Raw genomic sequence first — 14,743 nt, 5'->3', positions numbered from 1 at the left:
TTCACTCCTAAATCTCACTCAAAATAGCATCCCAAGCCTGGTCATAACCATGGCGTGTCTCAGATGAAAAGATAACGAATTGATCATTTTTATCAAAATCCAATTTCTTTTTGATAATGGATTCATGCTTGTTCCATTTGCCACGAGGAATTTTATCTGCTTTTGTGGCAACAATGATGACTGGGATCTCATAGTATTTTAAAAATTCATACATCTGAACATCGTCTGCTGATGGTTCATGACGCATATCCACCAGACTGACAACCACGCGCAGATTTTCACGACTTGTCAAATATTCCTCAATCATCTTGCCCCATTTTGCTCGCTCAGCCTTGGAAACCTTGGCATAGCCATAACCGGGCACATCGACAAAACGGATCTTGTCATCAATATTGTAAAAGTTTAACTGCTGAGTTTTACCAGGTTTACCTGAAGTACGAGCTAAATTCTTTCTTCCCAAAAGGGTATTGATAAAGGAAGATTTTCCAACATTTGACCGACCAGCTAGCGCGATTTCAGGAATATCGTCATCTGGATATTGGGCCTTTGAAACTGCACTTAGCAGAATTTCAGCATTATGTGTATTGATTTCCATTGTTTACCTTTCATAAATAAGTGGAGAAAGCTCGTAGCTCACACCCCTCCTTGTACTTCTTTAAGCTGTTTCAAGTAAAGGTTTTTCCTTACCATCAACTGCATCTTTTGTCACTCGAACACGTTTGACATTATCTTGACTTGGAACTTCAAACATAACATCCAACATAGTTTCTTCGATAATGGAACGAAGACCACGCGCCCCTGTTTTTCGCTCGATAGCTTTTTCAGCAATGGCAAGTAAGGCATCCTCATCAAACTCTAATTCCACATCATCGTAAGACAAGAGGGTCTGGTATTGTTTAACCAACGCATTCTTAGGCTCTGTCAAAATACGCACCAAGTCTTCTGTTGTTAATTGATCCAAGGCTGCAAACACAGGCAAACGACCAATCAACTCTGGAATAATACCGAATTTTTGAATATCATCGGCGATAATATGTTGCATGTAAGAATCTTCTTCATCAATGGCACGATTGTTTTGACCAAAACCGATGATTTTCTCACCGAGACGTTGTTTAACAATTTCTTCAATACCATCAAAGGCACCGCCTACGATGAAGAGGATGTTTTTGGTATCGACATGAATCATCTCTTGGTTTGGATGTTTGCGTCCGCCTTGTGGTGGCACACTAGCAACCGTTCCCTCGATAATTTTTAAGAGAGCCTGTTGAACACCTTCGCCTGAGACGTCGCGAGTAATGGACACATTTTCACCTTTTTTGGCAATTTTATCAATTTCATCCACATAGATAATCCCTCGTTCGGCGCGGTCGATATTAAAATCCGCCGCCTGCAAGAGTTTGAGAAGGATGTTTTCGACATCTTCACCCACATAACCAGCTTCAGTAAGAGCGGTTGCGTCCGCAATGGCAAATGGAACATTCAGACTTTTAGCCAAGGTTTGAGCCAAAAATGTCTTACCAGAGCCTGTTGGACCAATCATGAGAATGTTTGATTTTTGCAAATCAACATCGTTCTCATCACGACTATCTTGGAAATTGATCCGTTTGTAGTGGTTGTAGACAGCAACTGCCAAGGCACGCTTAGCACGGTCCTGTCCAATGACATAATGATTTAAAATATTGAGCAATTCCTGTGGCTTTGGTGTATCCGCCAAGTCTGTCAATACTTCTTCTGCTAGTTCTTCACGAATAATTTCCTGTGCTAGTTCCACACATTCATTACAAATAAAGACATTGTTTCCCGCAATGATTTTTTTAACTTCTTCTTGATTTTTCCCGCAAAATGAGCAATAAATCAATTCATGATTATGCTTAACAGCCATCTATCTCCTCTTTCATATCACTTATCTAAACAAAAATCCATAAACTGCATGGATACTATTGACTAAATTGGTAAAAGCATTCAATAAAAATAATATCGCTAAACCAAATCGTTTCTTTTTAAAGGCTTGAATTGCACAAAGAACGCATATTCCACATAGAAATGCTGTGAACAAACCGAATAAACTTCTCTCCATGCCTATTTCTCTCTTCTTTTATAGTTTTTTATGATGAAATCAACGGGGTTGGCTTCATCTTTTGGACGAAACTGTTCACTTTGTAGCTGGAATTCTTCCATTGGAAAAGTTTCTGGGAAGAAACTATCACCTTCAAATTGCCCCTGAATATCTGTTACAATCAGTTCTTCAATGTAGGGTGCAAAGGCAGTAAAAATTTGTCCACCACCAAGGACAAACAAGGTTCCTTCTTGTTGGTGGTACCAGTCCAGAACTTCTTCAACATCATGTAGGACTGTGACCCGGTCACTCTCCACTTGATAGCTTTTATCGGTGGTCAATACTAAGGTATGTCGATTTGGAAGTGCACGTTTTCCCATGCCATCAAAGGTTATACGTCCCATCACCATGGCATGACCACTTGTCGTTTCCTTAAAATGAGCCTGATCAGCTGGTAAAGACCAAGGTAGTTTATCTCCCTTTCCAATCAAACCATTTTCATCCTGAGCCCAAATTGCAACAATTTTCTTTGTCATTTTCTCTCACTTTCTCTCACTTTCCGTCCTATCATTCTATCAAAAATTCATAAAAAATGCACTTACCAAGTAGGTCAAGCGCAAATTTTTATAATGCTGAAACTGGCTCCAAAATTGTGTGAGCTTGGCAAAACACGAATTCGGAGCCAGTTTCAGCACGAGCCTAAAAATAAAGAGGTGAGGTTAAAGAACGAAGTTCTTCACTGCTAATCCAGTTAAATTGCTAAATCGAATTTTAGCTGCGGCTTAACCGGCTCATAGTCCACCAACTCAAAATCTTCTGCCTTAATATCAAAGAAATCGGTGCCGTCTGGGACGTTGAGGACTAAACGCGGTTCGACTTCCGAGGGGGTACGTCGGAGCAATTCTTCAGCTTGTTCAAACTGATTGTCGTAGATGTGAAGATTGTTGATGAAATAGAAAAACTTCCCTACCTTCCAGCCAAAATGCTTGGCAATCATCATCTGAAGGGCTACATACTGCATCGCATTGATATGATGGGCTACCAACATATCATTTGACCGCTGAGTTAGAGTTGCATCCAGATACATCTCCCCATCCACTCGCCGAACGTCAAACATGGTCTGAAAGGCACATGGCAAGAGACCTGCGGATTGGTCAAAGGCTTCATAATCCCAGAGGGAAATCACATTGCGGCGATTCCAGGGATTTTCCTCCAATTGCTTGAGGATTTTTGAAATGATGTCATGTTTTTTCACAATAGCACCGTAACGTTCACCAATTGTGCCAGTTCCATCTACTTCCCAGTCATTCCAATACTGGACACCGTATTTTTCCTGTAAAACCGACAAATCATTGGTCTGGTCTTGGTAAATCCAGAGAATTTCCTTGATGGCCGACTTAATTGGAATAGGTCGAAGTGTTGTAATAGGAAACTCGCCCTTGGCCAAGTCATACTCAGCAAAGGCGCCTGTAACGTACTTGGAATTAGCTACATTTCCATCCTTGTAACGAGGGCGAGCATTTTCCGAAAAAACGCCCTCTTCCATAATCTTACGAATGTTTTCTTTAAAAATACTATCTGCTTTTGTCATAGTTTTAGTATAGCAAATTCTAGCAAAAAACTCCAGTTTTGAACTGGAGTTGTCATTTATAGAGCAAGGGGTAGAGATTGAGGTGAAAGAGACCTGCTAGGGCAGTTACTAAGCTGAACAGTATAAAATACAAGACTACCAAGAGAACACTCAACAATATCTGACGAACATTTTTAGTGTAAATAGCCGTTGGTAAGCTAGCTAGACCGAAAAAGGGGATGATAAAAAATGCTAGTTTAAAATTCACATTTACAATATCAAACCATTGTCCTATTGGTAAAAATAGCATGACGATGAGAAAAGCTGCAATGCTGTACAAGACTATATTTATCCGTTTTAATAGTGTCACACTCATAAGAAACTCCTTCTAGGGACCAAAGAAAACATAGCCCAGTCCAAATATCAAGGGGAAGGAAATAATCAATAAAATACTGATGATACCTGTCCAAAGTTTTTTATAGTAAATCGATAACATGAGAATCAATGCCCCTAGCAAAGGTAAAATCATCATGGTCGCCACGTTTCCCCAGCTAGACGGGAAAAACCAGTCCCGAATCCAGTTATCAAGGAAAAAGGCAGATAGCAAAATCAACAGACCAACGAGAGTTAGATAATCGATCAGTTTAGATATGTTTACTTGTTTCATTAACCGACACCCCTTTCTCTTTACACTTTCATTGTACGCCTAAATACAATATTTTTCAATATATGTATATAGAGAAACTGTGACGGCGGAATCGAAAAAGCAGGGGAAATGCCCTGCTTTCATGAACTTAGTTATAACCTAGAGCAAGCTTATACTGCTTACGTGCCTCTGAATAGCTAAATTTGTTAGCATAGTCAAGAATCGTCTTAGACAATTCCTGTCGATCTTCTAAAGGTAAATTTGCTAGATTTTTCAAGACCTTGACAAGATCTTCTACACTATCAAAACCACATTGTTGATAGATACCTAATTCTTCTAAGACTTGATTATGGCCATAATCAACCCTGGAAAGGATAGGAATCAGTCCTTGGCCAAGACACTCTACCATGGCATTGGCAAACATTTCTGTTTTTGAACAAGAAAGATAGCCTAGGTATTGATTACGTTGGATAGTTACACTTGGGACAAACCCCTTAAATATGACATTTTCGGGGATAACATTCTCTTCTTTAAAAGCTTGGATTTCTTCGAATAGACCTCCGTAAATGTGAAGCTCTAACTCTGGTAGAAATCGCATAGCTTCTACAGCCATGGCTATTCGTTTGCCTTTACTGAAGTTTCCAACAAGGAGTAGCTTATTGGAAGACAAGCCTATTGGAAGTATTGGAGTAATGTTTACCGCAGTTGGTGGTAAAAATGTAGCTGTAACTCCCTCTTCAGCTAAGTTTGGAATGATGTATGGACTCGCTACATATATTTCCCTATCCAGGACAGTTGTGTAGGTTTCTCGGCTATTAACAGCCTCTACATGGTTATAATGTAGCACATCTCTATACCGAGCACCTACAGATTTACAATAGTCTTTTATTTTTTGTGAAGCAGCTTGAAGCTGGTCATTCAAAACAATATCCTCGTCAGGATTGAGGTTCTTAATCAGGTAATGAAGGAAGAGGTCGTCCGGAGTAATGAGACAATCTTTCCAATAATAATTACAGATATTCTTACCAATAAGTCCCCTTAGGGTCGTTTCTCCCGACCTATTCAGATACTCAAAACGGCCATCAGCATAACTAATATAAAACGGTCGTTCATGAACAGTAGTTGTGGCAATATGAACCAAGGAAAGGCTACGTTCAATAATAATGCTAACAAACCTTGAGGAAGTCAAGCTAACATTGAAATAGCCAGTATCTGTTGTATAGATTATCTCATTAGAGCCGATTTCTTTTTTACTCTCCCATGAAATCCCTTTAGCCTGCAAATCTTCTTCAAAGTCTTGGAGACTATAGTTGAAAATCTCAACATCAATATCAGAATAAAGGTGAGGCAGAATGACAACCTGGTCAGGGTTGAAACCGATATGGCGCATTTGTTCGCGCCAATAGGGAGCAGAATAAGGATTTGGTACAAGAAGTTTATTTGCGATACCTAAATCATTTAGAACATTTTGTCGAAATACTTGAGAGGTCTCGTAGCCAAAGGACTTATCCGTTAGCCAGTAGCGTAATGTATAAACCGTCACCTTTTTCTCCTATTACTTTAAAAGAATAATCAAAAGGATCTAGCGATAAAACAAGATCCTAAATCCTTTTGAAAACTACAAATTTGCCAAAATTGAAAATCTAGGCCTCAACTGTAGAATGAGTAAGACCGATTGAATCATATTCAACAGTCGGTGTCACAGACAGACTTGCTGGTTTGTAATAGTAGGTTATAATTGTCTCCCCTTCTTTTACATGTCCAACCTCTACAACATCTACATGGCTAAAGATATAAGGAACTTTTGGTGCTTCCTCTGTGATTTCTTTTGTATAGGTGTAGGAATAATATCGAGTCTCGTAATAATTTTCCCCCACTTTATCTTGTCTTGTTCCGTTAAATCGTTCTACTTCTGTAGCTGGGTCGAAACCACGAGCAATTGCTTGCTCTCTATAATCAATATTTTGATTCATTGCAGGCGCATCAGATTTTGCAACGTATGCAACAAATGTTTTTGTACCTTTAACAATTGTGTTATTTACAATTTGCCCTGTAGCACCCGTAGTAGTATCCAAAAATTCAACTGGAGAAGTAAGCATGCCAGCAATTACTTTATCTTTTGCTGCTTTATCAAGTGTAGTATTGTACAACAAATAGGTAGGTGTGGTAACAGTCTTAGTGTCCACAATAGAGCCATCTGCTCCCTTGATTGCAGTGGTTTCCACTGTTGCAACAAGTTGGTTATCTACAACCTTAGTAGATGGAACAATTTCCTCACCCGTCACTTCATTGACATAACGCGTAATCACTGTTCCTCGAATTTCTTTAGTTGAAGCCTCAAGTTTACGATAGATATAGGTTACATAAGTTGTACCTTCTGTCACTGATTCAACTTCAGCTCCGTTAATTCCTGCTAGAACATAAACTCCATCATTTGTTGTGATTCGTTCTTCCTTAACAGTAGCAGCATTGTAAATACCACCAATATTTTCTACTTTTGTATCTCTATCAGTTGGTACACCATCGATATAAGTTCTATTGACAGTCGTCCTAGTCACAACTCGATCAGTTACTAATGAAACTTCTGGTTTCAGTGTATTCCCTGCTTCGTCTTGGTAGCGAACAATAACTGACCCTTTAGTTTCTGTAACTTCTTCTGTTTCAGTTCGAGTATTGTTTTTAAGTTGATAGACAAATGTTACATCGGTTGTGCCAACCTTCAAAGTACCTTGGCTTGGAGCAGAATTTTCAGCTAAACCTTTAAATGCATAATTATTGTTGTTAAAGGTAATTGCATCCTGTCTAATACTATCCGCATTATAGGTTACACCAGTCGGAGTCGTTGTCGTCTGAATTTCCTCGACCCCATCTGTAGTAATGCTGGTACGAGAAATAATGTTTACAGCACCGCTAAGCAATTCTTTAGATGGAGCAATTGGTGTACCTTCTTCATCTACAAAGTGCACATTTACTGTACCTGTTTCTTGTACTGGATCAAGATCTTTGCGAATTACTACAGGTTGAGCAACCTTACGGTAAACATAAGTAACTTCTGTCTCGTCAGCTACTACTTTGCCAGTTTCATTTCCTTTAACAGCCACAAACTCATATGTGTCACCGTTGTACTCCAAGACAGTTGCCTTAACTGCTGCTGCATTATAGGTTGCATCGCTGACTACTTTATTTTCTTTAATTTCTTCGACACCGTCAGTGGTTACCTTGGTACGGAAGGTTGTAGAAATAACAGCACTTACCAATTCCTTAGAATCCGCAAGTTTATTACCAGCCTCATCGACATAATGAACAGTAACCTTACCGGTTTCTTGGATTGGGTCAAGCTCTTCACGAGTGACAACTGGTTGAGCAACCTTACGGTAAACATAAGTAACTTCTGTCTCGCCAGCTACTACTTTGTCAGTTTCATTTCCTTTAACAGCCACAAACTCGTAAGTCTCGCCGTTGTACTCCAAGACAGTCGCCTTAACTGCTGCTGCATTATAGGTTGCATCGCTGACTACTTTATTTTCTTTAATTTCTTCGACACCGTCAGTGGTTACCTTGGTACGGAAGGTTGTAGAAAGAACTGCATTTACCAGTTCTTTAGAATCTGCAAGTTTATTCCCAGCCTCATCGACATAATGAACAGTAACCTTACCGGTTTCTTGGATTGGATCAAGCTCTTCACGAGTGACAACTGGTTGAGCAACCTTACGGTAAACATAAGTAACTTCTGTCTCGTCAGCTACTACTTTGCCAGTTTCATTTCCTTTAACAGCCACAAACTCATATGTGTCACCGTTGAATTCAATGGTATTTACTTTCAGGGCAGTAGCATTATAGTCAAGATCATTTGGTACAGTATTTTCTTTAATTTCCTCTACACCGTTTACAGTCACTTTAGTACGATAAGTAGTAGAAACAACAGCATTTACCAATTCTTTAGAAGCAGCTATTGTATTGCCCTCTTCGTCAACATAGTGAACTGTAACCTTGCCCTTATTCTCCTGTGTCTCAGTTGTCAAATCAGCTGAAGGCAGAGTGTTAGGACTTGTAGGTGTTTCTGCAGGTACAGATGCGATTTCTGGATAATAGCCAACATATTCCCAACAAGTATCTGTTGCAGGTGTATGAGTAAAGCGAGCATTTAGTTGCAGTTTGACATTTTCAACCAAATCAAGGAAGGTTGATGAATTGGCAAGAACCGGTGTAGAAACTCCGATACTTCCTGCAACCAATAGAGCAATAGCTACATGTTTGCCTGTTTTACGGTTCTTAAACAATAAGTAACCACCAAATGTCAACATACCCAACCCTGCAATAGCAATAGTTTTTGAGCTAGCAGAGCCTGTTTTTGGCAAAATAGACTGTACAGATTTCGCAGGAATACCAGTTATCCTCGATACTGTCTGAGCAACAGTTGAAGGTGTTTCCGCTTTTGGTGTGACCGTTACTACAGGAGCTACTGGAACTTGTGGTTCAACTTGAGGTGCACCAGGAACTGCTGGGATTTGTGGAACTTGTGGCGTGCCAGGAACTACTGGGATTTGTGGAACTTGTGGTTCAACTTGAGGTGTACCAGGAACAACTGGGATTTGTGGAACTTGTGGCGTGCCAGGAACTACTGGGATTTGTGGAACTAATGATGGTGGGGTTGGTAGGATTGGTTGTACCGGCTCAGGATCCACTGGAACAACTTGGCAACTACCAGAAGGTTTATATACGGCAACAAAACCAGTAATCCACTCAAAATTCCCTGTCTCTGGATTGATCCAAGAAAGCTGTTCATCAATATTACCTGATTTAATTCGTGCTTTTTGCTCCGCCGTTAAATCATTGAAATTTACTCTACTAATCGTTGCATCTACCGTACGATTCGTTTGCACTACTGCAGAATTAGTAGTCTCATTAGCAGAAACCAATGACGAACCTGCAAGGACGCCAACTGTACCTAGTAGTGCCACTCCAAGTCCTTTGACAGCCTTATGTTTACGAAATCCATACTTATGTTTTTGTTCCATAAATTTTTCTCCTAATATGATATCATGTCAGTTATTATAAATAGACAGTACTTACATAGTCATTTTATTACATATTAAGATTTTTTCAAGTGATATTAAAAGATTTTTTTTGAATGTTCAGTTCTTACTGCTTATCGCATAACCTAACCAAAACCATCTACGTAGTTGATTTACAATGATAAAGAAAACGCTAAAAAAGCAGAGTTCCCCCTGCTTTAGATATTATTTCAAGACGAGCGATGCTGCGCCCAAGACACCTGCATCATTACCACGTGTTGCCAAGACAATCTGCGTGCTTTCCTTGATTTGTGGGAAGCTGTTTTCAGCAAAGACCTTGCGAACACCATCCAATAAGAAGTCACCTGCTGCTGACACACCACCACCCAGAACGATGTAGGCAGGATTGAGGACTGCAGCAATGTTTGCGCAAGCAACACCTAGGTATTCTGAGAAATGACGGTAGACAATCAAAGCCAAATCGTCACCTTCTTTTGCCAAATCAAAGACATCTTTAGCCGTTACATCTTGTCCATCATCAATCATTTGTTTCAGTTTTGCATCGCCAGCGTAATGGTCCGCATAACGACGGCTGAGGTTGACAATACCTGTCGCAGAAGCAACTGTTTCTAGACAACCTTTCTTACCACAAGTACAAGCAAATGGCTCATCAAAGTCAACTGTGATATGGCCCAATTCACCGCCAGCACCTTTTACACCGCGAATGAGGTTGCCAGCAGCGATGACACCACCGCCAACACCAGTTCCAAGGGTCATAAAGACAACGTTTGGATTGTTGTTTCCTGCACCAACCCACTGCTCACCAAGGGCCGCTACGTTTGCATCATTGTCGATAAAGAATGGTAAACCAAGGGCAGATTCAAACTGCTCTTTAACCATTTGCAAGGTTTTCCAGTTGAGGTTATAGGCACCGATAACAGTACCAGCTTCGCTATCAACCACACCAGGCGAACCCATACCAACACCCAAGAAATCATCCTTTGTCAAACCATGAGTTTCAAAGCGGTGTAGAATACTTTCAGTAATATCAGGAACAATGTGACTTCCTTCATCCAAAATATTTGTCTTGATGGACCATTTTTCTTGGATTTCCCCTTCAGTTGTTAAAATGGCTAATTTTACAGATGTACCACCCAAGTCAATACCGATAATTTTTTTAGACATAGTCTTCTCCTTGCATTTGTATTTTCTATATTATATCACAATGCAAAGGTTTGCGTAAAGCCTTTTCATAAAATTGTATGTATAAAAATTGCCCTATCTGAACAGATAGAGCAAAACTAAAAATTGAATATGCAAGATAAAGCGACCGACAGAAAAGAGCATGGCAACCGTGAAGTTACTGCCTTCCTTGGTTCCATTGTAGAGAAAAAGAGTAGAAATAAAGGTAAATCCCAAGGCAAAGCCCAGCATCTGCCAATTATGGTAGGCCTGCCCGTAAAAATACAAGGTCACTGCCAATAAGAGAACAGACAAGACTGTCAAAGCTAGCCGCAGCCCATTCATCTTCCTAGTCTTGAGATAGCTAAAGAGAGCCGCTCCCAAGGTCACTAAGAGATAGATGACCATATAAGACATGACAAGAACTTTCATCTAGCCCTCCAACTCGCTCAGATACTCATAGCGCTCGTATTTTTCCAAGAGCAGGTCGTTTTTCTCATCCAATTCCTGCTGCAAATCGGACAATTTTGTAAAGTCACTGCCACAGGCCAACATTTCCGCCTCGATTTCCGCAATCCGCTCCTCCAAGCCAGCAATCTCCTCCTCAATAGTCGCCCATTCCTGCTTCTCAAAGTAGGACATCCGCTTCTTGTTCTCTTTGACCTTCTCGGTTTTCTCCTTTGGTTTTTCCAAGGAAATAGCAGAGCTGGAAGCCAGAAAGGCTTTCTCATCCAGGTAGTCCGTGTAGTTGCCAAAGAAGGTCTCAATACCGCTATCTTCGAAAGCCAAGATTTTATTGGCTACCTTGTCTAGGAAATAACGGTCGTGACTAACGGTGATGACTGGACCAGTAAAGCCCTGCAAGAAATGTTCCAAGACTGTTAGAGTCGCTATGTCCAAGTCGTTAGTCGGCTCGTCCAGCAAGAGAACATTGGGTCTTTCCAAGAGAATTTTCAGCAAATATAGCCGCTTCTTCTCTCCACCAGACAATTTTTCAATCAGGGTACCGTGGGTATTACGTGGAAAGAGGAATTGCTCCAAGAGTTCTGCGATAGAAACCATACCAGATGTCGTCTTAGCTTCTTCTGCCACTTCCTGCAAGAAATTGATGACCCGCTTGCTTTCGTCTAGCCCTTTGATTGTTTGTGAGAAATAACCGATACGGATGGTTTCACCAATATCTACCTTACCGCTGTCTGCCTGTAAATCGCCTGCGATGAGATTGAGCAAGGTAGATTTTCCCTTACCATTATCACCAACAATTCCGATGCGGTCCTTGTTTTGAATGAGCAGGTTAAAGTCTTTTAAAATGGGCTTGTCAGGATAGGAAAAGCAGACATTTTCAAAGTTAATAACTTTTTTACCGATACGAGAGGTTTCAAAATTGATTTCCAGTTCGCTATCGTCTATCTTATTGGCTAAATCGCCTTTGAGGTCATGGAAACGATTGATGCGAGCCTGCTGCTTGGTTGCACGAGCTTGGGGTTGTCTACGCATCCAAGCCAGCTCCTGCTTGTAAAGTTGCTCTTTCTTATGGCGAAGGGCGGCATCTCGCTCGTCCTGCTCTGCCTTTAAACGAACATAGTCCTGATAATTTCCCTGATATTCGGTTAAGCTGGCGCGGTCCAATTCAAAAATCCGTGTCGCCACATTGTCCAAGAAATAGCGGTCGTGGGTAATAAAGAGAACTGACTTTTTAGTGTTTTTCAAGAAAGTCGTCAACCACTCAATAGTATCAATGTCCAAGTGGTTAGTCGGTTCATCCAGCAAGAGCAAGTCAGCATTGCCAAGGAGAACTTGGGCCAATTGCACTCGCCTACGTAAACCACCTGATAACTCAGCAACAGTTTTGTTGAGGTCTGTTAGACCGAGTTTCGACAAGACAGTCTTGACCTGACTTTCAATCTCCCAAGCATTGAGAGAATCCATCTCTGCCATGACTTTCTCCAGTCTTGCTTGACTGGCTTCATCGTAATGAGATAAGAACAGCTCGTATTCACGAATCAGTTGGGTTTCACGGAGGTCAGAAGAAAGGACGGTGTCTAAAACTGTCTTACTGTCATCAAAATCAGGTTCCTGGGTCAGGTAGGCGATTTTATAGGCATTTTTAGTGCGAAAAGGCGACACATCTCCGTCAAAACCGATGCGACCTGACAGAACATCCAACAAAGTCGTCTTTCCTGTACCATTGACCCCAATAATCCCAATTCGGTCGCCTTGATGGATGATGAAAGACAGATCAGCAAAGACCGTTTTATCTCCGACAGATTTAGTCAGGTGTTCAACGATAAAATCACTCATTATCTAATCTCCCTCTTACAAATGCCATAATGGTTGCCTCTTCATTGGGCAAATTTCCCTCAACAATCTCATACTCAACCTGCTTGAGTAGATTTCCCAAAACTGGACCTGGTTTGAGGTCAAATGCCTGCATCAGATGTCCTCCATTGACAACAATTTCATGCTTGTCGTGGATAGTTAAAGACTGATCAATCTGGTCAATTGCTGCAAAATCTGTAGTTAATCCCTGTGCTTGACGGAGTTCCTCTACCAAGTACAAGAATTCTTTGCCATACTTGAAACAGATTTGCTTGTTAACAGGTCCTGCTTGGCGAAGCTGGTAAATCTCTACCAGCTTGACCACAGTGCGTTGGAAATCATTGCTGGTTTTCCATTTTTTCAGGAAGGACTTGATGTTATCAATACCTAGGCAGACAAAGAGCATGGCCCAAGCTTGTTCAGAAGTCGAAAAGCGAAATTCTGCTGTCAGACTTGTTAGCATGGTCTCTAATTCATCACTTTTTCCAGCTAAATCAGGCAAGAAATTGTAGGCCTTGGAATCAATCAGAGCACGCAAGCCTTTTCGCCAAAAATCCGCCATCAAGAGTTTATCAAACTCGATAAAGCTACGCTCCACGGAGATTTTTTCCAAAAGCGGTGCGGTTTCAACCATAGCTGTGAAGGTAGTCGGCTCAATCTCAAAGTCCAAGGTCGCCGCAAAGCGAAAGCCCCGCATGATACGGAGGGCATCTTCATTAAACCGTTCCGCAGGAATACCTACAGCACGCAGAGTGCGGTTTTCCAAGTCGGTCAGTCCATCAAAGAGGTCAACGATTTGAGCCTCTTCATCAAGGGCAAAAGCATTAACCGTGAAGTCTCGGCGTTTAAGGTCCTCTTCCAAGGAACGCACAAAAGAAACCTGACTTGGACGACGGTAGTCTACATACTCTTCCTCTGTCCGAAAAGTGGTGATTTCATACTCTTTTCCGCCTTCCAAGACTAGGACAGTTCCATGCTCAATCCCCACATCAATAGTCCGCGGGAAGATTTGCTTGGTTTCTTGTGGATAGCTGGAAGTGGCAATGTCGACATCATGAATAGGTCTGCCCAGAATGGCATCCCGTACCGAACCGCCAACAAAATAGGCCTCGAAACCTGCAGCTTTAATTTTCTCTAAAATCGGCAAAGCCTCCTGAAACTCAGAAGGCAGATTGTTTAATTTCATAATAAGTGTTCCAAACCATAAACGAGTTGTGAGCGTTTGACTACCTCTTTAATGCCGAGATTGACACCGCCCATAAAGGAAATACGATCGTAAGAGTCATGACGAATGGTCAAGCCTTCGCCCTGTGCCCCAAAAATCACTTCCTGATGGGCAACAAGGCCTGGCAAGCGTACTGAGTGGATACGGAAGCCGTCAAATTCTGCACCGCGAGCGCCAGCAATCAGTTCTTCTTCATCCGCTGCACCTTGAGTCTGTGACTGACGGACTTGTGAAATGAGTTCGGCCGTTTTGACAGCAGTACCACTCGGTGCATCCTTCTTCTTATCGTGGTGTAATTCGATGATTTCAAGATTTGGGAAATACTTGGCTGCCTGTGCTGCAAATTGCATGAGCAAGATAGCACCAATAGCAAAGTTAGGGGCAATCAAGCCACCCAAGCCTTTCTCAGCAGACAAGACTGTCAATTCTTCAATTTCTTCTGGGGTAAATCCCGTCGTTCCAACCACAGGAGCAAAGCCGTTTTCCAAGGCAAAACGAGTGTTTTCATAGGCAAATTTTGGTGTTGTAAAATCCACCCAGACATGTGCGTCTAGGCCAGCCACTTCTTCTTTTGACTTGAAAACAGGAACACCATCTATTTCTGTTTCTGTCGCAAATGGATCTACCAAGGCAGCTAAACGAAGTTCTGCGTCACCCTTGACCATCTCAACTGCTGTTGAGCCCATTTTGCCTTTGAATCCTGCAATAATTACCTTAATTGTCATGCAAA

The 14,743-nt window shown here is 41.4% G+C and carries 13 protein-coding genes; all 13 read right to left on the bottom strand.

What is annotated here, in order from left to right:
- Window positions 1–7: 7 nt before the first annotated feature.
- Window positions 8–595 carry a ribosome biogenesis GTP-binding protein YihA/YsxC gene (gene yihA / locus C1E58_RS11590; protein WP_105210437.1) on the bottom strand — a complete coding sequence of 196 codons (588 nt, stop codon included), beginning with the start codon at window positions 593–595 and terminating at the stop codon, window positions 8–10.
- Window positions 596–655: 60 nt separating this feature from the next.
- Window positions 656–1,882 (bottom strand): ATP-dependent Clp protease ATP-binding subunit ClpX, encoded by a 1,227-nt coding sequence (gene clpX, locus C1E58_RS11585; RefSeq protein WP_105210436.1) that lies wholly within the window; start codon window positions 1,880–1,882, stop codon window positions 656–658.
- Between the two features lie 197 nt (window positions 1,883–2,079).
- Complete coding sequence (locus C1E58_RS11575) at window positions 2,080–2,592, bottom strand: dihydrofolate reductase (protein WP_105210435.1); 513 nt, start codon at window positions 2,590–2,592, stop codon at window positions 2,080–2,082.
- A gap of 215 nt (window positions 2,593–2,807) precedes the next feature.
- Window positions 2,808–3,647 (bottom strand): thymidylate synthase, encoded by an 840-nt coding sequence (locus C1E58_RS11570; RefSeq protein ID WP_105210434.1) that lies wholly within the window; start codon window positions 3,645–3,647, stop codon window positions 2,808–2,810.
- Between the two features lie 52 nt (window positions 3,648–3,699).
- Window positions 3,700–4,002, bottom strand: coding sequence for a hypothetical protein (locus C1E58_RS11565; RefSeq protein WP_105210433.1), 303 nt, complete (start codon window positions 4,000–4,002; stop codon window positions 3,700–3,702).
- 12 nt (window positions 4,003–4,014) lie between these two features.
- Window positions 4,015–4,293 (bottom strand): hypothetical protein, encoded by a 279-nt coding sequence (locus C1E58_RS11560; protein ID WP_105210432.1) that lies wholly within the window; start codon window positions 4,291–4,293, stop codon window positions 4,015–4,017.
- A gap of 127 nt (window positions 4,294–4,420) precedes the next feature.
- Entirely contained in the window at window positions 4,421–5,815 is a 1,395-nt protein-coding gene (locus tag C1E58_RS11555) for a glycosyltransferase (RefSeq protein WP_105210431.1), read from the bottom strand.
- Between the two features lie 100 nt (window positions 5,816–5,915).
- Complete coding sequence (locus C1E58_RS11550) at window positions 5,916–9,290, bottom strand: MucBP domain-containing protein (RefSeq protein WP_105210430.1); 3,375 nt, start codon at window positions 9,288–9,290, stop codon at window positions 5,916–5,918.
- 222 nt (window positions 9,291–9,512) lie between these two features.
- Window positions 9,513–10,472 carry an ROK family glucokinase gene (locus tag C1E58_RS11545; protein ID WP_105210429.1) on the bottom strand — a complete coding sequence of 320 codons (960 nt, stop codon included), beginning with the start codon at window positions 10,470–10,472 and terminating at the stop codon, window positions 9,513–9,515.
- A gap of 93 nt (window positions 10,473–10,565) precedes the next feature.
- Window positions 10,566–10,901, bottom strand: a complete 336-nt coding sequence (locus tag C1E58_RS11540; RefSeq protein ID WP_105210428.1) for a hypothetical protein — start codon at window positions 10,899–10,901, stop codon at window positions 10,566–10,568.
- Window positions 10,902–12,770, bottom strand: a complete 1,869-nt coding sequence (locus C1E58_RS11535) for an ABC-F family ATP-binding cassette domain-containing protein (RefSeq protein ID WP_105210427.1) — start codon at window positions 12,768–12,770, stop codon at window positions 10,902–10,904.
- Window positions 12,763–13,974 (bottom strand): CCA tRNA nucleotidyltransferase, encoded by a 1,212-nt coding sequence (locus tag C1E58_RS11530; protein WP_105210426.1) that lies wholly within the window; start codon window positions 13,972–13,974, stop codon window positions 12,763–12,765. The genes C1E58_RS11535 and C1E58_RS11530 overlap by 8 nt, the downstream gene beginning before the upstream one ends.
- Complete coding sequence (gene dapB / locus C1E58_RS11525; RefSeq protein ID WP_105210425.1) at window positions 13,971–14,738, bottom strand: 4-hydroxy-tetrahydrodipicolinate reductase; 768 nt, start codon at window positions 14,736–14,738, stop codon at window positions 13,971–13,973. Before dapB ends, C1E58_RS11530 begins: the two co-directional genes overlap by 4 nt.
- Between the last annotated feature and the right edge of the window lie 5 nt (window positions 14,739–14,743).

The sequence above is a fragment of the Streptococcus suis genome, assembly GCF_002964575.1.
Classification (GTDB): domain Bacteria; phylum Bacillota; class Bacilli; order Lactobacillales; family Streptococcaceae; genus Streptococcus; species Streptococcus suis_R.
Note: the sequence above shows the minus strand (reverse complement) of the source record. Positions and strands in the feature narration are given on the sequence as shown.